The sequence below is a fragment of the Pseudogracilibacillus sp. ICA-222130 genome (assembly GCF_037892545.1).
GTDB lineage: Bacteria > Bacillota > Bacilli > Bacillales > Amphibacillaceae > Pseudogracilibacillus.
This window is the reverse complement of sequence record NZ_JBBKBG010000022.1, coordinates 13,392-34,477: the sequence shown is the minus strand read 5'-3', so window position 1 is coordinate 34,477 and position 21,086 is coordinate 13,392. Positions and strand designations below refer to the sequence as shown.

Sequence of the window (21,086 nt, the reverse complement as noted above, 5' to 3'; positions counted from 1 at the left end):
CCCTGATTTTTTTATTCATAGTCAATATCTGTTTGGAATTCAATGGTCTCTACCCCATCATCTTCCGTTTTCAATCGAAATTCTCCATAAATATTTTCTTTAAAAATTAATTCATTTTCATTGGAAATCATTACGTCTAATACCGTTGTTGCCTTTTCATTGACAGTTGTACCAAACATATTTAACTTTGTTCCTTCAATATTACGATCATCAAAAATCACATGATCAAAATTAATATGAAATGGTTTATCTGTTTTGTTTTCAACCGCAAATTTCAATTCAACTACATCTCTTACATTACTTCTTCCATGTATTGATTGTGTTAATGTCATCTTAATCCATTCATCTTCATATACGTTTATATTATGAGCTTGTTCATGAATTAATTGGAACCCTTCTGTTTTATCTCCTGTTATACTAGGAGCTAATTCTACTTCTTCCCCATTATTCCTATTTGCTTCATTTATATTTTGCTCATTATTTCCACATGCTACTACTAATAATACGACTCCTAAAATGATTGTGAATTTTCTTATCATACGTCTCCCCTGTTTCCAATCCCTCATTTAGCTGAGCGATACTTCTTCTTCCCAAAATATTGATAAAATTGCGTTTCAATAAAACCATTAAACAATTTTCTTCGTTTCGTTGCTTTTGAACCATAGGCCTGTTCAAATTTTTTATAGGAAGTTAACACATATACACTCCAGGTTGGATGGTCATTCATTATTTTCCCTAATGTGTTGTACAACTCATGAACATATGCCGCATCTTTTATTCTTTCTCCATATGGAGGGTTTGTGACGATATAACCATTTTCTTCTTTGATGGATAAATCTGCTGCCTGCATTTGTTTAAATGTAATTAAATCTCCTAAACCAGCTTCTAATGCGTTTTGTTTACTTATTTCAATCATTTTGTGATCAATATCTGTCCCAATAATGTGTAAGTCTTGATCATAATTTGCTTTGTTTTCCGCTTCTTCAAATGCCTCATCCCAAAATCGTTGTTTAATAAACCCCCATTCTTCTGATACAAAAGCGCGATTAAAACCAGGGGCAATATTTTGTCCAATTAAAGCTGCTTCAATCGCAATCGTACCAGACCCGCAAAATGGATCCATAAATAAGTCCTCTGGTGACCAATTCGTTAATTGGACTAAAGCAGCAGCTAATGTTTCTTTTAAAGGTGCATCCCCTTGCCCTACACGATATCCTCTTTTATGAAGTCCTTCACCAGATGTATCAATCGTTAATGTTGCAATGTCCTTTAATAAAGCAACTTCTACTTTATACATTTCTCCCGTTTCAGGCATTCTACTTGCTACTCCGTGTTTTTGTTTTAATCGATCTACAATTGCCTTTTTTACGATTGCTTGACAATCCGAAACACTAAACAATGTTGATTTATGTGACTTTCCTGATACAGGAAATTTCCCTTCCTCAGAAATATACTTTTCCCAAGGAAGACTTTTCGTCTTCTCAAATAATTCATCGAATGTAACAGCTTTAAACTCTCCGATGACTAATTTTACACGGTCTGCAACGCGAAGCCATAAATTACAACGTGGAATTGCGGAAATTGGTGCTTCAAAAACAACTTTTCCGTTATCTACAGTTGGTTCATATCCTAAATCACGCACTTCATTTGCTACAAGTGCTTCTAAACCCATTGCACTAGTAGCTATTAGTTTTACTGTTTGTGCCATATTATTGTCCCTCTCTATATCCATTAATAAAAAATAAAAACCTATTTACAGTAAATACTGCTAAACAGGTTTCATCTTTTTGTATCAATGACCTAGGAATACTTTGTAAGCCATGTTCTGTTCTTTCGTACTGCAAACGGTGGTCAACCTCGTACTCCAGTTGTAATCATTTATCTACAAGTATTTCTACTCGTCTCTCCGTTCGTTCATTTCCTACTAAGAGAGTGCCCCTACCATAGTTTGGGTTGCTCACTCATGGGGTTTACCCGTTCCACTTCCGATTGTTTCCAATCTTCCTCGTCACTGTGGCACTTTCAAGGCTTTATTCCATATCGATTTCGACGTAGGAATAAACTCCTGCCGTTAGCCTTATACAGCTACCTTGACTTATTTTTTCGTCAAGCATGAACACTACAAACATCGCAGTTTGTGTGAGCATGGACTTTCCTCTACGTACACAATGCACGCAGCGATTACAAAAGTATTCCTAAAATAGTATACTATACACAGTCATTTTCAAACAAGTTTTACCCTTCTTTTTCGGATAACTTTTGTCCGAAAACGGCCTTTTCCAAGTTGGATAATCTTTTTAAAACATCATAATTAACTTGGGAAGGTGTTGTTTGTTGTCTTTGTGGTGTTGGTGTTTCACTTCTTTTAAATCGTTCATTTTCTTGTTTTAATGCTTCAATTTCTTTTTGAAAGGCTTCATAATCTTGGATTATAATGTCTAAAAATGCATCTACTTCTTCTTCATTATATCCACGCATAGACTTTTTAAAATCTTTTTCTAAAATATCATTTACGGATAATTGAATTCGATTAATTGACATACAAATCACCTCAACAATTCATATAAACAACTTCACATTATTTATATTTCTACTTTTATATATTATACCATAAAAAAGAAGCTTACAAAAAGCTTCCTTAAATAAACATTATGATTTATCTAATAAAAAGGAATATGGCAATAATTGTGCTACTGTCATTTCTTTTATTTCGTTGTGGTGATTCGTTAAATAAACCGTCATATGTTGTTCAAAAAAATCTGCCATCACTTGCCTACATGCTCCACATGGGCTTACTGGATCCTCACTATCTCCAATTACAGCCATTGCCTTAAATTGTTTTTCTCCTTCAGATACCGCTTTAAAAATAGCAGTTCTTTCTGCACAACACGTTAATGAAAAGGAACTACTTTCAATATTGCACCCTTCATAAATTTTGCCATCCTTTGTCAGTAAGGCAGCTCCTACCCGGAAGTTCGAGTATGGCACATGTGCTTTTTCTTGTGCCTTTTTTGCTCGTTCAATTAATGTTTCCTTCATGAAGACAACTCCTTTAATAATAATTGCAATACATATTCAACTGATTTTTTTATATCTTGATATCTTCTCTTGCGAACATCAAGATAATAACTATGTAATGCAATAGCTTTTATGCTTTTTACTGTTGCATCAACCTGTTTTGGATGCAAGTTCACTTTTCGTTGCTGTATAAGATAGCTTGTTTTTTCTTCCCATGCTTCTACCGTATCATATATCGGATTTATTTCAGTCCGTACCTTTTCAAAAAATTCATGATCATTATGAATAGGCTTTTCGCCTTTATTAAAAACTGTTTCTAATTTTTGCATATATGCTATGAGTGATTCTGTTAATTGTTTCACTTCTGTCATGTGCATCAACCTTTTCTATCTAATTATTCATATTATCAATAATTTTCTCATAAAAATCAATGAAAGTATCATATTTTTTAAATTCGGTTGAAATATATTCATTTACTTTTTTTGCATACATTCTTTCAATTTTAACACATTGTATATACAAATTTTGAAATAACTCATCTACTTCTTTCTCTTTTACCTTTAACATATATTTCCACATCCTTTAGTTTTACTACTATTTTTCTTGATGAAATCATCATAATCCTTTTAAATGACAAAGGATTTTAAAATATGACATGAAATGACAATTCGTTTTTTTTATTTGTCTAAAGAACGTCAAAATATTATGAGAATACGATGAGAATAAGATGCTACATGTTGTAGGTTTCAAAAAGTAATACTATAATATAAGGTGTTAGGAGGATGAGCATGAATTATCCAAATGGAGTTCGTCCACGTACGAATCAATCGAACCGTGTAAAAAAAACGAATCATGTCCAATCTTATAGTAATAGAGGAATGTCATTAGAAGAAGATATTAATGCAACGAATGAATATTATCTTGCAACGAACAAAGCCATTGTTCATAAAAAACCGACACCGATTCAAATCGTCCGTGTACATTATCCAAAGCGTAGTGCAGCTGTAATAACAGAAGCTTATTTTCAAAGTAAATCAACAACAGATTATAATGGGATTTATCGAGGAAAACATATTGATTTTGAAGCGAAAGAAACAAAAAATAAAACATTATTTCCTTTAGCAAATTTTCATGACCACCAGTTTTCCCATATGAAACAAGTTATAGAACATGGTGGAATCTGTTTTTGTCTCATTCGTTTTACAGCGATGGATGAAACATATTTCATTGAAGCAAAGTTCATATTACAAGCATACGAAAAAATGATACAAGGTGGAAAGAAGTCACTTTCATATGAGGAAATAAAAACAAAAGGCGAACCAATTCCACTACAATTTCAAGCTAGAGTAAACTACCTACCAATTATTGATGAACGTTTTTTTAGTTAGGAGGATTTAATATGGCAGATACAAAATCTAGAACAGCAAGAAGACAAAAACAACAAAAGTCCAAAAAAAATAAAAAGCCAGTATGGAAACGAGTAATTACGTATTTATTCGCCTTTATATTATTCATGTTTATAGTAGTCGGCGGAATTTTTACTTATTTCATTATAACTGCTCCAAAAATTGATATTGACAAACTTGATGTAGCATTCGCTTCGCAATATTATGATCAGGATGGCAATCAATTCGCTGACAGAGGTGCGGAAAATAGAATAAAAATCGAATATGACGATTTGCCTCAAGTTTTAATTGATGCGGTTACCGCAACGGAAGACGTTCGATTCTTTGAACATAAAGGAATCGATTTACGAAGAATCGCTGGTGCAGTGAAGGCAAACTTCCAACGAGGATTCGGTTCAGAAGGAGCTAGTACGATTACTCAACAAGTTGCAGAAAATTTATTTTTAACTCCAGAAAAGTCTATTAAATTAAAAGTACAAGAACAATGGATTGCAATGAAGTTAGAAAGAGAATTTTCAAAAGAACAAATAATGGAAATGTACTTAAATAAAATATTCTATGGAAGTAATGCGTATGGTGTTGCAAAAGCAGCAGAGGTATATTTTGGTAAAGATGATTTACATGATTTAACATTAGTTGAAGCGGCAATGTTAGCTGGATTACCACAACGACCGTCTGCATATAACCCTTTTGAAAATCCTGAGTTAATGCAAGAAAGAGTGGATACAGTATTAAATTTAATGGTGCGCCATGGGAAGATTACACAAGAAGAGGCAGATGAAGCTGCGGCTATTGACGTATCTTCTGTGTTAACAGATGAAAAGCCAAAATCATTCCCTTATGACGCATTTATTCAACAAGTAGAAAGAGAATTAGAAGAAAAATTAGAAGGTACAGATATTAATACAGCAGGATTAAAAGTTTATACAACACTTGATACAGACGCGCAAGAATATGTGGAATTTTTATTAACGGATAGCGAAGAAAACCCAATCCCATATCCAGACGAAGATTTATTAGCTGGAGTATCTGTAATTGATACTAAAACAGGAGCGATTCAGGCAATTGGTGGTAGTAGAAATAGAGAAAATGCATTTGGTTCAAACTATGCAATTAACGCACATAGACAACCTGGGTCAGTCGTAAAACCACTACTAGCTTATGGTCCTGCAATTGAATATGAACAATGGTCTACGTATCATCAAATCTTAGATGAGGAATATACACCTACTGGCTCAAATACAATTCGAAACTGGGATAGACAATATCACGGTTGGGTTTCACAAAGATTTGCCTTAGAACAATCTTATAACGTACCAGCAGCTAAAACATTAGAAGAGATTGGTTCTGATCGAGTAAAAGAATTTGGAGAAAACTTAGGACTCTCATTTAACACAGATGTATTAGACCCTAGAGATGCCATCGGTGGAACTGTAAATGAATATTCACCATTAGAGCTGGCGGGTGCATTTAGTGCATTTGGAAATGAAGGGGTTTATACAGAACCATATGCTGTAACAAAAGTTGAATTTGAAGATGGTTCTGTCGTTGACTTAAAGCCGAAATCTGAACCGGTCATGGAAGATTATACAGCATATATGGTGACAGACATGTTAAAAGATGTTGTCGAAAGAGGTACCGGAACAAATGCGAATATCTCTCATTTACCGATTGCTGGTAAAACAGGTACAACCAATCATCCTGATAAGGCTGGATCTAACAACGCTTGGTTTGCTGGATATTCCACCAACTATACGATAACAGCATGGACTGGATATAATGATAATAATGAAATATTACCTGATACACAAATACCGTTACACTTATTCAGACATATTATGACAGAATTATCAAAGGATATTGAAACAGATGATTTTGTAAAACCAGACTCTGTTGTGGAACAATATATTGTGAAAGGTTCTAACCCTCCTGTCGTTGCTGGTAGTGGAGGAGCTTCCGACAGTGTTACGAGGGAGTTATTCGTCAAAGGAACCGTTCCAGATGAAGTGGATGACGAGGTAGATTCCTTAGATCCTGTTTCTAATTTAAGTGCAACATATGATGCGGATCGAAATGAAATTGATATAAGTTGGGATTACGATAGTGACTTGGACGTAAGCTTTGATGTTCGTTATAAAAAAGATGATGGGTCCATGAATGATTTAACTTCAACTTCTGATACTGGGGCAACGATATCTGACGTAGAGGATGGTGCAACGTATACGATAGAGGTTGTTGCAGTTAGCAAAGAATCAAATGAAAAAAGTGATCCTGCATCAACATCGATCACCATTAATGAAGAAGAAGATATAGGGGAAATAGAAAACCTCCAAGCTAGTTATGATGCCTCTTCCAACACAATATCTGCAAATTGGGATTATGACGGAGACGGTGCAACATTTGAAGTGGACATAAATGGTCAAAACGATTCTGTATCATCGACAAGTTTACAGTTTTCTGATGTCGAACCAGGAACAACGTACACCATTACTGTGACCCCTGTTGTCGATGGAGAGCAAGGAAATAGTAAGAGCACGAGTGTAGACGTCCCAGATGATAGTGAAAATAATAATGAAAATGATAATGAAAATAATAATAATAATAATAACAGTAATAATGATGATGATAATAATCAACAAGAAAACAATAATAGTAATAATCAACAGGAAAATAATGAGAATGAGGAACAAAACAACGAAGTAGAAGCAGATGCAGATAATAATAATAACGAACCAAATGAGAATAACAACAATGAAAATGAAGAATAATATCGTGTAATAAACAATCGATCACACCATAGGATCAAAAAATCATTTCAGTAATTCAAACCCTACAACAAATGGTGTTAGTCGAAAAATGATATGCTCCCCTTAAAGTAGACCGATTTTAAAAATCTGGTTTACTTAAGGGGTTTTTCTTTAGCTCTTTGTCAAATAGTGTTGGTGACTTTCTTAAAGTCATTTTATTTTTATGCAAAAAAAGTGTCGGTGGATTTTTTCCACCAACACCATATATTGTAGAGCCTTTTCTTCATTGATACATTATTTTTTTAGTGCCTTCTCTTTTGCACGCATTCTTTTTTTTCCTTCTCGACAAACCGTAAGCAAAGGACATATTTCGCAATTAGGCTTTGCTGCCTTACAATGATATCGTCCAAAAAAGATTAATCGATGATGTGTCACACTCCACTCTTCCATCGGTATTTTCCTCATTAATGTTTCTTCGACTTCTAACACAGAATCTTTCCAACGACAAAATGCTAGTCGTTTGGCTACTCGTTCCACATGCGTATCTACAGCAATTGCTGGTTCGCCAAATGCAACTGACATGACAACATTTGCTGTCTTTCGTCCTACACCTGCAAGTTTCATTAATTCTTCTCTCGTTTGTGGAACTTCCCCGTTATATTCATCTATTAATGTTCGGCATAATTTTTGAATATTTTTTGCCTTTGAACGAAATAATCCAATGGTTCGAATATCATTTTCCAATTCTTCCAATGGTACAGCTAAATAATCTTCTGGAGTTTTGTATTTTTTAAACAACTTTTCTGTTACCCTATTCACATTCACATCTGTCGTTTGTGCTGACATTAAAACAGCGATCACTAATTCAAATGGATTTTCGTGTACTAGTTCACAGTGAGCATCTGGAAACATTTTTGCCATTTCATCTAAACAAAAACGAATTTCTTTTTTTGTTAACAAATTAGTCGTCCCCCTCGAGCCAATTGAAATAAATGGAAGTGTCTCTTTTTTCCGCTTCATAATGCTTTGTTACTTGGTTTGAACGGAACTTTTCTCCTTCCGTTCTTGCTTGTTCAACTGAGCGAATACCTTTTCGCTTCCATTCCCTTAAAATTCGATCAATATATTTAAAGTTTAATTTACTCATTAAAACAGCTTCTCTTAAAGCGGCCTTTATTAACGATGGCTTCATTTTATCTTCGTCTAACCAAACGCTAATTGTTTCTATTTCAAATGGAGATAATGGTCTACCAAACTCTTGTTCAAATAATATAAAAATCGTGCCCTCTTCATTTTCTTCTTGTTTTGTTTCTGTATATAATTTTTTCCATAACAATAATAAACTATATGCTTCTGTTAATTGACCAAGTTCATTTTCTTTTTGTACAATCGTTAATAAATTTCGCTGCATTAATTTTCGAATGATTTCCATACATTGTTCGACAGAAATCGTTAAACAACTAGCAAGTTCTGAAGGGGTCGGAAATTCTTCATCTTTTTGTAAATAACGATGAATTTGTAATACAACCATCACATCATATTCATGGAGACCAATTTTTTTGTAATCAGTTAGTAGTTTCATTGGAACTGACATTTGATCTAATAGCATTTGTTCTATATTATATTGTTCATTCATTTCTTCCCCTCCCACCTTATAGTATAGCATGAAAAAATCGATAGAGTAAAAAGGACATTTCTCTATCGATTTCAATAAATTTTAGTGTTGATGTTCAATAACGAATCGTTTAATCCGTTTAGCCGCTTCTTCTAATAGTTCTAGTGACGTAGCATATGATAAACGAATATTATTTGGAGCACCAAATCCGGTACCTGGTACAACCGCAACTTTTTCTTCCTCTAATAATGCTTTTGCCCATTCTTCCACATCATTAAAACCATTCATTTTTACTGCCTCTATCACATTTGGAAAAATATAAAATGCACCTTTTGGTTTTGCACATGAAAACCCTGGAATGTCATTCATTAATTCATATAAACGATCTAATCGTTCATGAAACGTTTGTCGCATTTCATTGGCATTTTTTTCATCTTCTGTCTTATTTGTATATGCTTCTAATGCTGCATATTGTGCAATAGATGTTGGGTTTGATGTCGCATGTGATGCATGGTTTACCATGGCTTTAATAATCTTTTCAGGTCCAACTGCATAACCAATTCTCCATCCTGTCATTGCATGAGATTTACTTACTCCATTTATAATAACTGTCTGTTCTTTAGCAGCGTTACTAATTTCTGCAATCGATACATGTGGTTCTTTTGCATAGATTAAACGTTCATAAATTTCATCTGATACAATTAAAATATTATGTTTGATACAAACCTCTGCAATTGTTGCTAATTCTTCTTTTGAATACATCATCCCTGTTGGATTACTAGGTGTATTAATAATAATGGCTTTCGTTTTAGATGTAATGACAGCTTCTAATTGTTCTTTCGTCACCTTAAAGTCATTCGATTCTAATCCTTCTACAAACACAGGCTTTCCCCCAGCAAGCTGAACATGCTCAGGATAACTTACCCAATAAGGTGTAGGAATGATTACTTCGTCCCCTTCATTCAACATTACTTGGAATAATGCATATAACGCATATTTAGCACCTGTTGTAACAATTACTTGATTCGTTTCATATGTTAAATGATGATCTCTTTGTAACTTGTCTACAATGGCTGTTTTTAATGCTAAAATTCCGCCTGCTGGTGTATACTTTGTCAAGCCTGCATCCATTGCCTTTTTAGCCGCATCCATAATATAGGTAGGCGTATTAAAATCTGGTTCCCCTACCCCTAAACCAATGACATCATGTCCTTCATCTTTTAATTGTTTTGCTTTCGCTGAAATCGCTAAAGTTGGTGACCCAGATAAAGATTGCACACGTTTCGATAACTCCATTTTATATCTACCTTTACCTTTCTATTGATATTTCCTGTTTAATTTCATTTGTTCAAAAACACTTCCATCTTCTAATGAATAATATACAAAAACGTAACGGTTATGTTCATCTTCATACGTTATCTCTAATAATGGATTTTTATCAATCATTGCATAATTTGTCTTTTTTAATGTACAAGAAGTGCATTCACTTTCCCATTCGTTTACTAACGCTTCTGTACTTTGTAATTCTTCTTGTTTATACTGTTTTATATATTGTTTTGAATCCTCACTTTTTTCTTTTATAAAAGCAATAAGAGGCTCCTTTTTTTCGTTTTTACCTGTTGCGATATAAATTGTATCTATTTCTTGGAACTCAGTAATGTCATCTATTGCAACTATATCTGTTTCTTGTAGAATTAATTTTTCCACTTTTTCTTCATTAGGCAATTTTGATGCGACAATCTCCCGATAACTTTGAAGAATATAAAACGCACATGCCAAAATGGCGATAATGATGATAGAAATAAATACGATCTTCCAATTAATGTATGGACGTTGTTTTGTTAGCATTTTCCATCCAACTTCCTTCATATATTCCTTATAAAATCGTTAATGATGGTTCTTCCTCGATATATTGTTCGATTTCATTCTTTTCATTCATGATAGCAATCTTCGGTGTAAATGTTTTTAAATTTTCTTCTTGGACCATCGCATAAGCAATAATGATTACAACATCATCTTTTTGGACTAATCTTGCAGCAGCCCCATTTAAGCAAATAATACCTGAACCTCTTTCGCCAGGAATGACGTACGTTTCGAAACGTGCACCATTATTATTATTTACAATTTGTACTTGTTCATTTGCAATAATATTCACTTGATCCATAATATCTTGGTCAATCGTTATACTACCAACATAATTTAAGTTTGCTTCTGTCACACGTGCACGGTGTATTTTAGATTTCATCATCGTTCGAAACATGAATCATTCATCTCCCCATTTACAGTTTTCACTTCATGACCATCTTTAGTTAAAATAATATTATCGATTAGCCTCGCTTTCTCAAATTGAACTGCTACGGCGATAATTACTTGTTCTTGAAGCTTGTCCATAATCATTAAGTTCGGATAACTTAGTATATCAACATAATCAATCGTTCCAGTACAATTATGTTCTAAATAACGATATACTTCTTCCTTTAAACGAACAACATCTGTCCACCCATTTTGTACTAAATCCTTCGCATGTTGTAAGGAACGATATAATGCTAATGCATCTTTTCTTTCCGATTCAGATAAATATACATTACGACTACTTTTTGCTAATCCATCATGTTCACGAACTGTTGGTAAGCCGATTACTGTTAATGGAAAATTTAAATCCTTTACGAGATAATAAACGACCGCAAATTGTTGGGCATCTTTTAATCCAAAATAAGCTCGAGTCGGCATAATTAAATGAAATAATTTCGTTAACACGGTTACCACACCGTCAAAATGTCCTGGCCTACTCTGTCCACATAATACGTCCGTTCTACTCGTTACGGTCATTTGAACGGACATATGATTTGGATACATTACGTCTACAGAAGGCATAAATAGAATATCTACGCCCGCGGCTTCTGCTAATGCACAATCCCTTTCTTCGTCTCGTGGGTATGTGTCTAAGTCCTCGTTCGGTCCAAATTGCAATGGGTTAACAAAAATACTCATGACAACTAAATCATTTTCATTTTTGGCTTCTGTAACGAGTGATAAATGCCCTTCATGTAAATAACCCATCGTTGGGACAAAACCAATTGATTTATCACGACATGCATTTAATTCCTCATTTAATGCTTTTACATCATATATAACTTTCATACCGTTACCCTTCTTTGACCAAATCTTTTCCAACTGTATACGTATGTGTTTCTTCAGGAAATACACCTGATTTTACTTCTTGTACGTATTGTTGAATTGCTTGAACCCCGATTTGATTAAAATCACCATAATGTTTGACGAATTTAGGATAACTATCTCCGCCATATTGTAAAATATCATGGTACACTAATACTTGTCCATCACATGCAGCACCAGCCCCTATACCAATTGTTGGTATATGTAAAGATTCTGTCACTAGTGCACCAATTTCTTTCGGTATACATTCAAATACAATGGAAAACGCTCCATGTGCTTCTAACTGTTTTGCGTCATGCATTAATTGATCAATTGCTTCGTTATTTTTAGCTTGAACACGATATCCTCCTAATACATTAACCATTTGTGGTGTTAAACCTAAATGACCGACTACAGGAATACCGCCTTCGGTTAAACGTTCGATAAGTTGCAATGTTAAACTGGATGCACCTTCAATTTTAAGTGCTTGTGCATTCGATGTTTGAAACAATCGCGTAGCATTTTCAACTGCTTTTTCTAATGATTCATGATAAGACATAAAAGGCATATCGACGACAACGAACGTATTTGGTGCTCCTCGTCTAACTGCTTTTGCATGGTGCACCATATCATCAATCGTCACTTCTGTTGTTGATTGGTACCCTAAAACAACCATCCCTAAAGAATCTCCAACTAAAATTGTATCAACACCTGCTTGTTCTGCTTGTTTAGCCGATGGATAATCATAAGCAGTAAGCATCGTAATTTTTTCATCATTCTCTTTCATTTGCTTCCATTTTAATGTCGTTAACAATTGTTTTCCTCCTTAAAACCAAGCAATTTCTCCTGAATAAATTCGTTTTATTTCTCCAGCTCGATCCATTAATAATGCACCGTCTTCTGCAATACCTAGAAAAATACCATCCCATGTTTCTTTAGCAATCGTTACTTGTAAACGTTCATGTATACGAAAACCATAACTTTCCCATTGCTGTTTCACTTCTTCAAAACCACGATCAAGGAAACGATCATATTTATCTTCAAATGTTTGTAATATTTTTTGCAAAAGGGAGACCATGTTCAATTCCTGTTTTGTTTCTACGAATAAGGAACTTGCTTCATAATTTGTATTAACAGGTATTTCATCTTTTTTCTGATTAACATTTAAGCCAATTCCAACAATTACATATGATATTTTATCTTGTTCAGCCTGCATTTCAGTTAAAATGCCTGCAATTTTTTTACCGTCCACTAAGACGTCATTTGGCCATTTAATTTGAGGTGTAACGGAAGTTTCTTTGTCGATTACTTCGGCTACAACCGTTGCAGTTAATAAAGTCAATTGTGGGGCTAAATAAGGTGGTATATTAGGACGTAAAATCATACTCATCCAAATCCCTTTTCCACTTTTTGAATCCCATTGTTTGCCAATCCGACCTTTTCCTTCTGTTTGTTCATCTGCAATCACGATCGTACCGTGTTGTGCACCATCTAAAGCAAGTTCATGTGCAATCCTTTGTGTCGAAGTAACTTTTTCTCTATGGACGATACGGTTACCAAGCCAATTCGTGTTTAACCCCCATGAAATGGTGTTTTCGCTTACTTTATTCGGATAGCTTATAATTTTATAGCCTAATTTCGCTTTCGCTTCAATTGTATATCCATCTTTTTTTAATTCATTCATATGTTTCCAAACCGCATTACGAGAGATAGATAATTTTTCTGACAAAACTTGTCCAGAAATATATGTATCTTCATGATGCATTAATAACTCTATTAATCGTTTACGGGTGGATGACATTGAATCCACTCCTTTAAAATTATTTTTTCATTTGGTAAATGACCTCTTACTACAGCAACTTCCACTTCTCGAAGTAAGTCACCTATCCACTTACCTGTCCGTTTTTCTGGGAATAATTCCATTATATCATGTCCAGTGACAACAAGTGTAGAACGACTCTTAATCGGCAAAGCATCTCTTTTTTCCATCCATTTTTGACGAAGCATATTTGCTGATAAATTTTCTGTTACTTTTTGTAATAGTTGTATAAATGGCGTAATTAAAGGTTCTTCCACATCGTATATTAGCATATCATCGATTCCATGTAATTGATAATGATTATAATAAAGAAGTAACTTATTTGCATCATTTTTAACTTCATTAGACATTTTCCATTTTTTTATCCACTGTTGAAGGTCAAATGTATCATTCCGTATGCACATATAAGCGACAAATTCTGCTAATCCATTAAATGGTTCCGTCATAGTAGCTAACTCATTCATAAGCGTTGGTTTCTCTTTAAAAAGTGGTAAATATAAAGCGATTTGTGTTGCTTCGATACATTTCCATGCAAGTTGAATAGAGTGACCTTTTATGAGCTTCGTCCATTCTTGTAATATCCGTTCTGTTGCAACTTGTTCTAAACGAAATGCTTCATGTTTCATGACGTTAGCTAATGTATCATCTATGGAGAATTGAAGTTCGCTAACGAATCGTACAGCTCGAATAATTCGCAGAGGGTCTTCCTTAATTCTATCGGTTGCATGTTGAACCGCTACAATACGTTTTTCATTTAAATGGGTGGTACCTCCATAAACATCTATTATGTCTCCATTCTTATTCATTGCAATCGCATTCATTGTAAAATCACGATACATGAGGTCATCTTCTAATGTATTTTTCGTTCCACGGAAAGTAGTAATTTCATAAGGAATTTTGTGATGGATGACTAAAACGGTTCCATGTTCACTAGCAATATCAACAACATTAGGGAAAAATGTTGCAATTTGGGTTGGAGTTGCAGATGTCGTAATATCGATATCATTTATACTTTTTGATAATAAATAGTTACGAACTGCTCCTCCAACGATATAAGCAACTTCCCCATTTTTTTCAATTTGTTCTAAAATTTCATATACAGGTTCAAATGACTTTGGTAACATAGATTCACCTATTTGCTAATAATTGGTCATATAATGTAATATACTCATTTAGAATTTTTTCCGATCTAAACATCTGATGGACTCGCTCTAATGCATTATGTCTAAATCGTTCTAATTTTTCCTTATCATTTAACAATTCAATGGCATATGTAGCTGCTTTTTCTGTATCACCTAACGGGACAATAAATCCTGTTTCATCATGTATGATTACTTCAGGTATTCCACCAACATCTGTACCAATCGTTGGTACTTCACAAGCCATTGCTTCTAATAATACTAAGCCAAAACTCTCTTTCTCAGACATTAATAATTTTAAGTCAGAAATCGATAGTAAATCACTAATGTTTTTTTGTTTTCCTAAAAACAAAACTTTATCTTCCATATCGTATTTTTTCACACAATCTATCGCTGTTTGCATTTCCGGTCCATCTCCAACAAGCAATAATTTACTTTTTACTTCTTGTTGAATAAATGAAAATGTTTGAATGACATCTTGAATTCGTTTTACTTTACGGAAGTTCGATATGTGAATCACTACATTCTCATCTTCTTCTATCTCGTAATCTTTTTTTACAAACTGGCGATCTTTTTTGTAATATTGTTCTTCGTTGACAAAATTATAAATAACATGAATTTCTTTTTCGACTAATAATTGTTGTACCGTGTCATTGACAAGTGAATCTGACACAGCTGTCACAACATCAGATTGCTCAATACCATATTTAATCATTCGTTTAAATGTTTTATCAATGCCTAATACCGTTATATCTGTTCCATGCAATGTAGTCACAATTTTTACCTCGTGATTTGCGATGTCTTTGGCTAAGATTGCACTAATTGCATGTGGCATAGCATAATGTACATGCAAAATATCCAATTTTTCGCGGTCAATGACATCAGCCATTTTAGCCGCTAATGCTAAATCATATGGTGGATGTTGAAATACTGGATAATGGTTAATTTCAACTTCGTGATAATAAATATTCGGATGAATACAATCTAAACGAAATGGTAAGCTAGATGTTATAAAATGTATCTCAAATCCCCGTTCCGCCAACATTTTACCAAGTTCTGTCGCTATAATTCCAGACCCGCCAACGGTTGGATAGCAAGTAATACCGATTTTTCTCATGAAATAGAACCCTCTTCTCGATTTTTCATATACGTTCGCCACTGAAAATCTCCACGTTCTAATCCATGGATCAATACTTCTGCAGCTGCAATATTTGTCGCTAAAGGAATTAAATGAACATCACATAATCGCATTAATGCACTAACATCTGGTTCATGAGGTTGTGCTGTCAATGGATCCCGAAAAAAGAAAATAATATCCATATCATTCGTTGCAACTAAGGCACCAATTTGTTGGTCTCCACCTATCGGTCCTGATTGGAATTTCTTAATCGGTAAATCTGTTTCTTTTTCAATTAAAGAACCTGTTGTACCTGTTGCAAATAGTGTATGCTTTTCTAAAATTTGCTTATAAGCAATCGAAAATTTAACCATATCATCTTTCTTTTTATCATGTGCAATTAGTGCAATGTTCATTATTTCACCAATCTTTCTTGTTTATTGTAAATCTAAAATGTTCTCTAAACCATACACAAGTGTTTTATATTTACTCACTTCTTCTACTGCTAAATGTAATCCATCCATAAATGATTCCCGATGGAATGAATCATGTTTAATTGATAATAATTGACTCTTACTTCCAAATACAACTTCCTGATGTGCTACTAAGCCAGGAAGACGCATACTATGAACATGAATACCATCAATATTTGCTCCCCTTGCTCCTTCAATACTTTCATATTCATCTGGATGCCCTTGTTGCTTTGCTTGACGTACTTCCTTAATCATTTCTACTGTTTTCACTGCTGTACCAGATGGAGCATCAATTTTTTGATCATGATGTTTTTCAATCACTTCTACATCAGGAAAATATTTTGCGGCCATTTTGCTAAAGACCATCATTAAAACAGCCCCTAATGCGAAATTAGGTGCAATGATACACCCGACACCTTTTGCTTCTGCAGTCTTAGTTAATTCACTTAATTGTTCATCTGTAAAACCTGATGTTCCTACTACTGCATGAATCCCACGCTCTAAAGCTGCTTTCGTATTAATATATCCAACATTTGGGATCGTTAAATCTATAAATACATCTGCTTTAACAGACGAAAAACATGATTCTGGGTCCTCAAAAATTGGTACTTGTAATGCTGTACTTGACAATACTTCCGATAATTTCTTTCCATTGTTTTTTCGGTCAATACAACTAACTAATTCAAATTTAGGTTCATTTTCAATCATTTTTACCGCTTCTTTTCCCATTTTCCCTCTAGGACCAGCTAATATTATTTTAATTGCCACTATTATATCCCCCTAATTCTCTTCCTTTTTTGTCCAACGATCTTTATCTCTCGTCGTTATTTTAGTAATAGATGTATGGAACGCATCTGATAAATTTAAATCGAGTGAATTCGTTATACACGCTAAAACAAACAATATATCACCGATTTCTTCTTCCACCGTTTTCACTTCTTCGGTTGCCTTTTTCGGCTTTTCTCCGTAATAATGATTTATTTCTCTTGCAAGCTCTCCAGTTTCTTCGGAAAGCCTTGCCATTAAAGCGAGTGGAGAAAAATATCCTTCTTTAAATTGTGAAATATAATCATCTACTGCTTTTTCAATTTCTTTTGTTGTATAAACTGGATTATCTTTCATTGTTATCGCTCCATTATTTTCATTAATTAATCATAATGTTAACGAAAACAACTTCTTTTGACAACTGTTTTAACTGATTTCTAACATAAAAAAAGTAGTATATAACAATCTTTCTCGTTACATACTACCATCTTTTTAATCTCTATTTGCTAAAAACATCAAAATAAAACGAAGTAATTCGGCAACTGCCACAAGTGCTGCTGCTACATATGTTAAAGCAGCTGCATTTAATACTTTTTTTGTTTCTCTTTCTTCACTGTTCGTAATAATACCTGTCATCACAAGCTGATCCATCGCTCTACTTGATGCATTAAATTCAACTGGTAACGTTACTAGTTGAAATAAAACGGCAAATGACATAAAAATAATACCTAATAATACTAAATTCATGGAATTTAATATAATTCCAGCAAAAATAATGATGAATGCACTATTCGAACCAAAGCTAGCTAACGGTACTAAAGCCGTTCTGAAATTTAAAAAGGCATATGATTCAGCATCTTGAATCGCATGACCAACCTCATGTGCCGCAACTGCTGAAGCTGCCATAGAATGACCATGGTAATTTCCTGTTGATAATCGAACGACCTTTGATCTCGGATCATAATGATCTGTTAACGTTCCTTTTACTTCTTCAATATGAACATCAAACAGCCCATTTTCATCTAATATTTTACGTGCTACTTGTGCACCCGTTAAGGAAGAAGATGTTGCAACCTTTGAATATTTACTGTATGTTGTTTTTACCTTCAATTGGGCCCACAATGGAATAATCATTAATAAGATAAAGTATAGAATATACGCTCCTAATGACATGATTCACCCTCCAACTATTTCATCTCTTATCGTCAATAATAGTCAAATCAATGATAAAAGTCAACGATGACGTTCTTTTTCCTGTTGTTTCATCGCTTTATATTTTCTCCAACTTACATATGTTAATACAGAAATAATCACAGTAGAAATAATAATAAAAATGATCATAAATGGATACAATTGCCCTTCATATAACGGGGTGTAAATATATACATTTATTATGATCCCAATGAGAATAATTGATACATAAAAATGTATAGAGACCACCACCTTCAAAAATGTTATACGACATTGTATGTATCCATTTTTTTATTTATGTATTGAATTGTTTGGATTCTTTTTAATCGTTATATGATATGTACAAACAATGGTAAAAATGGATAACCAAAATGTAAAGTAACCTATTTCTTTCATGTATTCATTTATAACGGGGTAAATTGGCATCATACCATATACATAATCAATTATTTCATTATGTAATAAAACAACGGCTGCAACAGCTAAATGTTTTAATTGTATCTTATAAAATGGTGCATATAAAACTCCTTGAATAGCCATTGCTCCATGTGATGCTATTAACATATACCCTTGCCAGTTTAAGCTTCCAGTTATGATCAATGTAAGAATATTCATGACAACAGCCCAAATACCATATTTTAATAAAGAAGTGATGGCTAATGCTTCTATATAAGGAACGTGCTTACCAAACATAAAAAAAAGCAAAAATATGGTAAAAAACAAACTTGCTGTTGGACTATCTGGTACGAATGGGATAAAAATAGGTGGAGTAATTTCCAATTGATATTTGTACCAATAATATCCATAAATGGTACCAAGTAAATTAATTAAAAATAACAAGATTAAAAATGGTTTATACGTCAATATGAATTTCCAATTCATACGTGGATATCCTCCCTTCTTTTCAGGAATATCTTTTAGTGTATCATAACTTGACTCGTATACAACCAAGAAAACATATCATTGAAAGAAGAATAACAATCTACAGAAGAAAATGAATATAATATGTCTGATACTGTACGTGATAGAAGAGCACAAACAAACGTAAGCATCGATTGATTAAAACAAAAAAACAGTCATGTATATCATTTCTAATACACATGACTGTTTTTCATCGTTAAGGACTAATAATATCTTAGTCTCGTTTTTGCTATTATTCTGCTTCCTCGTTTACAGTTAAAATGAAGTTCGCTAAATCAGCTAATTCTTCATCCGAACCTTCAAACATTCCCGGAGGCATGTCTCCAGTACCGTTAACAGCAATATCAGCAATTTCTTCCTCTGTGTGTTCGATACCGATTAGAGATGGACCTGCTGCTCCACCATCTAATGAATCACCGTGACATGATAAACAGCTACTTTCGTATGCTTCATATCCAGGATGTTCTGTATCAATTTCGATATCAGCTTGTAATACCGGTGGGTTATCTTCCGCGATCTGTTTGAAGTCAACAGGACCTGCAGCTTCATATGTTAACCAAATTGCAGAAATTAACGCTAATAACATCATTCCTACAGCGATTGGACGCTGTGGTGGTCTTCTTCCCGGACCATTGTCTAAGAATGGTGCAAGGAATAGTGCTCCGAATGCTAAACCAGGTAATACAATCATACCTAAAATAATGAAATCTCCACTCGCAAATGGATACTTTAATAATTGATATAAAAATAAGAAATACCAGTCTGGTAATGGAATATATCCTGCATCTGAAGGATCAGCTAGCCCTTGTAAAGGAGCAGGTGAAGCAATCGTTGCGCATAAAAATCCTACTAAAAAGACAGATCCAACTAGCCACTCTTTTAATAAGAAGTTCGGCCAGAATGCTTCCGTTCTACCAGGATATTCCGAATAATCTTTAGGTACTTGGGACGTTTTATCGGCATTAATTCGTGAATCACCGACAAAGCGCATTCCTTTACCTCTTTTCATAGCTACCCCTCCTTTTTATAGTGGTCCAGCAATACCTTGTCTACGGATTAAAATAAAGTGAACTGCTAATAATCCAAATAATGCAGCTGGTAAGAAGAACACGTGAATCGCAAAGAAACGTGTCAATGTCTGTGCACCAACAATTGTTGGGTGACCAGATAATAATGTTTTTAAATATACTCCAATAAATGGAACTTGTTCTGCCATCTCAAGACCTACTTGAGTCGCAAAGTATGCTTTGTTATCCCATGGTAATAAATAACCAGTAAATCCAAGTCCTAACATAACGAAGAAAATTAATACCCCAACCATCCAGTTTAATTCACGAGGTTTCTTGTATGCTCCTTGGAAGAACACACGCATAGTATGTAATAAAAGCATAACTATCGTAACACTAGCTCCCCAGTGGTGCATTCCACGTACTATTTGTCCATGAGCTACTTGACTTTGTAAATAGTAAACAGATTTCCATGCATTTTCAATATCAGGAACATAATACATGGTTAAGAACATTCCTGAAAGTACTTGGATAACTACGACGAAAAATGTTAATCCCCCAAAGCAATATACAAATGCCGAAAAGTGGTAAGCCGGGTTAACGTGCTCAGGTACTTCGTGGTCAGCAATATCGCGCCAAATAGGAGTAACATCAATTCGATCGTCAATCCAATCATAAAGTTTTTGGAACATCTTTTAATATGCCTCCTTCC

Annotated in this window: 26 protein-coding genes and 1 other RNA gene; 2 read left to right on the top strand and 25 right to left on the bottom strand. The window is 34.1% G+C overall.

Annotated features, from left to right (window positions below; all coding sequences use genetic code 11):
* Window positions 1–11: 11 nt before the first annotated feature.
* The 7 genes from WKT09_RS09605 to WKT09_RS09575 form a co-directional block, all read right to left on the bottom strand.
* The gene (locus tag WKT09_RS09605) at window positions 12–539 is read right to left on the bottom strand and encodes a hypothetical protein (protein ID WP_340415817.1); all 528 of its coding nucleotides are present in this window, start codon (window positions 537–539) and stop codon (window positions 12–14) included.
* 23 nt (window positions 540–562) lie between these two features.
* Window positions 563–1,708 carry a THUMP domain-containing class I SAM-dependent RNA methyltransferase gene (locus tag WKT09_RS09600; RefSeq protein WP_340415816.1) on the bottom strand — a complete coding sequence of 382 codons (1,146 nt, stop codon included), beginning with the start codon at window positions 1,706–1,708 and terminating at the stop codon, window positions 563–565.
* A 101-nt stretch (window positions 1,709–1,809) separates the two neighbouring features.
* An RNA gene (gene rnpB / locus WKT09_RS09595) (RNase P RNA component class B) lies at window positions 1,810–2,193 on the bottom strand.
* Window positions 2,194–2,235: 42 nt separating this feature from the next.
* Window positions 2,236–2,541, bottom strand: coding sequence for a cell division regulator GpsB (gene gpsB / locus WKT09_RS09590; RefSeq protein ID WP_340415815.1), 306 nt, complete (start codon window positions 2,539–2,541; stop codon window positions 2,236–2,238).
* Window positions 2,542–2,649: 108 nt separating this feature from the next.
* Window positions 2,650–3,039, bottom strand: a complete 390-nt coding sequence (locus tag WKT09_RS09585; RefSeq protein ID WP_340415814.1) for a cytidine deaminase — start codon at window positions 3,037–3,039, stop codon at window positions 2,650–2,652.
* Window positions 3,036–3,389, bottom strand: a complete 354-nt coding sequence (locus tag WKT09_RS09580; protein WP_340415813.1) for a DUF1798 family protein — start codon at window positions 3,387–3,389, stop codon at window positions 3,036–3,038. The genes WKT09_RS09585 and WKT09_RS09580 overlap by 4 nt, the downstream gene beginning before the upstream one ends.
* Before the next feature lie 19 nt (window positions 3,390–3,408).
* A complete protein-coding gene (locus tag WKT09_RS09575) occupies window positions 3,409–3,585 on the bottom strand; it encodes a hypothetical protein (protein ID WP_340415812.1) in 177 nt (58 codons plus the stop codon).
* A 221-nt stretch (window positions 3,586–3,806) separates the two neighbouring features.
* On the opposite strand from WKT09_RS09575, the gene recU reads away from it, so the two are divergent.
* Together recU and WKT09_RS09565 are read left to right on the top strand one after the other, a co-directional pair.
* The gene (recU, locus tag WKT09_RS09570) at window positions 3,807–4,406 is read left to right on the top strand and encodes a Holliday junction resolvase RecU (protein ID WP_340415811.1); all 600 of its coding nucleotides are present in this window, start codon (window positions 3,807–3,809) and stop codon (window positions 4,404–4,406) included.
* A gap of 11 nt (window positions 4,407–4,417) precedes the next feature.
* On the top strand, window positions 4,418–7,192 hold the full coding sequence (locus WKT09_RS09565) for a PBP1A family penicillin-binding protein (RefSeq protein ID WP_340415810.1): 2,775 nt from the start codon (window positions 4,418–4,420) through the stop codon (window positions 7,190–7,192).
* Window positions 7,193–7,465: 273 nt separating this feature from the next.
* On the opposite strand, the gene nth is transcribed toward WKT09_RS09565, so the two are convergent.
* The 18 genes from nth to qcrB all read right to left on the bottom strand — a co-directional run bounded on the left by nth (window position 7,466) and on the right by qcrB (window position 21,066).
* Window positions 7,466–8,131 carry an endonuclease III gene (nth, locus tag WKT09_RS09560; protein WP_340415809.1) on the bottom strand — a complete coding sequence of 222 codons (666 nt, stop codon included), beginning with the start codon at window positions 8,129–8,131 and terminating at the stop codon, window positions 7,466–7,468.
* A 1-nt stretch (window position 8,132) separates the two neighbouring features.
* The gene (locus WKT09_RS09555) at window positions 8,133–8,807 is read right to left on the bottom strand and encodes a DnaD domain-containing protein (RefSeq protein ID WP_340415808.1); all 675 of its coding nucleotides are present in this window, start codon (window positions 8,805–8,807) and stop codon (window positions 8,133–8,135) included.
* An 81-nt stretch (window positions 8,808–8,888) separates the two neighbouring features.
* Window positions 8,889–10,082 carry a pyridoxal phosphate-dependent aminotransferase gene (locus WKT09_RS09550; RefSeq protein ID WP_340415807.1) on the bottom strand — a complete coding sequence of 398 codons (1,194 nt, stop codon included), beginning with the start codon at window positions 10,080–10,082 and terminating at the stop codon, window positions 8,889–8,891.
* Window positions 10,083–10,103: 21 nt separating this feature from the next.
* Window positions 10,104–10,634, bottom strand: coding sequence for a hypothetical protein (locus WKT09_RS09545; protein ID WP_340415806.1), 531 nt, complete (start codon window positions 10,632–10,634; stop codon window positions 10,104–10,106).
* A gap of 28 nt (window positions 10,635–10,662) precedes the next feature.
* Window positions 10,663–11,046 carry an aspartate 1-decarboxylase gene (gene panD / locus WKT09_RS09540; RefSeq protein WP_336265589.1) on the bottom strand — a complete coding sequence of 128 codons (384 nt, stop codon included), beginning with the start codon at window positions 11,044–11,046 and terminating at the stop codon, window positions 10,663–10,665.
* The gene (gene panC / locus WKT09_RS09535) at window positions 11,031–11,927 is read right to left on the bottom strand and encodes a pantoate--beta-alanine ligase (RefSeq protein WP_340415805.1); all 897 of its coding nucleotides are present in this window, start codon (window positions 11,925–11,927) and stop codon (window positions 11,031–11,033) included. Before panC ends, panD begins: the two co-directional genes overlap by 16 nt.
* 4 nt (window positions 11,928–11,931) lie before the next feature.
* Window positions 11,932–12,756, bottom strand: coding sequence for a 3-methyl-2-oxobutanoate hydroxymethyltransferase (gene panB / locus WKT09_RS09530; RefSeq protein WP_340415804.1), 825 nt, complete (start codon window positions 12,754–12,756; stop codon window positions 11,932–11,934).
* A 12-nt stretch (window positions 12,757–12,768) separates the two neighbouring features.
* Window positions 12,769–13,743, bottom strand: coding sequence for a biotin--[acetyl-CoA-carboxylase] ligase (locus WKT09_RS09525; RefSeq protein ID WP_340415803.1), 975 nt, complete (start codon window positions 13,741–13,743; stop codon window positions 12,769–12,771).
* The gene (locus WKT09_RS09520; protein WP_340415802.1) at window positions 13,719–14,885 is read right to left on the bottom strand and encodes a CCA tRNA nucleotidyltransferase; all 1,167 of its coding nucleotides are present in this window, start codon (window positions 14,883–14,885) and stop codon (window positions 13,719–13,721) included. Before WKT09_RS09520 ends, WKT09_RS09525 begins: the two co-directional genes overlap by 25 nt.
* Before the next feature lie 4 nt (window positions 14,886–14,889).
* Window positions 14,890–16,017, bottom strand: a complete 1,128-nt coding sequence (gene bshA / locus WKT09_RS09515) for an N-acetyl-alpha-D-glucosaminyl L-malate synthase BshA (RefSeq protein ID WP_340415801.1) — start codon at window positions 16,015–16,017, stop codon at window positions 14,890–14,892.
* Window positions 16,014–16,433 carry a methylglyoxal synthase gene (mgsA, locus tag WKT09_RS09510; protein WP_340415800.1) on the bottom strand — a complete coding sequence of 140 codons (420 nt, stop codon included), beginning with the start codon at window positions 16,431–16,433 and terminating at the stop codon, window positions 16,014–16,016. The genes bshA and mgsA overlap by 4 nt, the downstream gene beginning before the upstream one ends.
* A gap of 21 nt (window positions 16,434–16,454) precedes the next feature.
* The gene (dapB, locus tag WKT09_RS09505) at window positions 16,455–17,261 is read right to left on the bottom strand and encodes a 4-hydroxy-tetrahydrodipicolinate reductase (protein WP_340415830.1); all 807 of its coding nucleotides are present in this window, start codon (window positions 17,259–17,261) and stop codon (window positions 16,455–16,457) included.
* Between the two features lie 9 nt (window positions 17,262–17,270).
* On the bottom strand, window positions 17,271–17,612 hold the full coding sequence (locus tag WKT09_RS09500; RefSeq protein WP_340415799.1) for a nucleotide pyrophosphohydrolase: 342 nt from the start codon (window positions 17,610–17,612) through the stop codon (window positions 17,271–17,273).
* Window positions 17,613–17,747: 135 nt separating this feature from the next.
* Window positions 17,748–18,428 (bottom strand): zinc metallopeptidase, encoded by a 681-nt coding sequence (locus WKT09_RS09495; protein WP_340415798.1) that lies wholly within the window; start codon window positions 18,426–18,428, stop codon window positions 17,748–17,750.
* Between the two features lie 60 nt (window positions 18,429–18,488).
* Entirely contained in the window at window positions 18,489–18,608 is a 120-nt protein-coding gene (locus tag WKT09_RS09490; protein WP_340415797.1) for a sporulation protein YpjB, read from the bottom strand.
* A gap of 129 nt (window positions 18,609–18,737) precedes the next feature.
* Window positions 18,738–19,328 (bottom strand): DUF1405 domain-containing protein, encoded by a 591-nt coding sequence (locus tag WKT09_RS09485; protein WP_340415796.1) that lies wholly within the window; start codon window positions 19,326–19,328, stop codon window positions 18,738–18,740.
* Between the two features lie 271 nt (window positions 19,329–19,599).
* The gene (locus WKT09_RS09480; RefSeq protein ID WP_340415795.1) at window positions 19,600–20,376 is read right to left on the bottom strand and encodes a menaquinol-cytochrome c reductase cytochrome b/c subunit; all 777 of its coding nucleotides are present in this window, start codon (window positions 20,374–20,376) and stop codon (window positions 19,600–19,602) included.
* 15 nt (window positions 20,377–20,391) lie between these two features.
* Window positions 20,392–21,066 (bottom strand): menaquinol-cytochrome c reductase cytochrome b subunit, encoded by a 675-nt coding sequence (qcrB, locus tag WKT09_RS09475; RefSeq protein WP_340415794.1) that lies wholly within the window; start codon window positions 21,064–21,066, stop codon window positions 20,392–20,394.
* Window positions 21,067–21,086 lie beyond the last annotated feature (20 nt).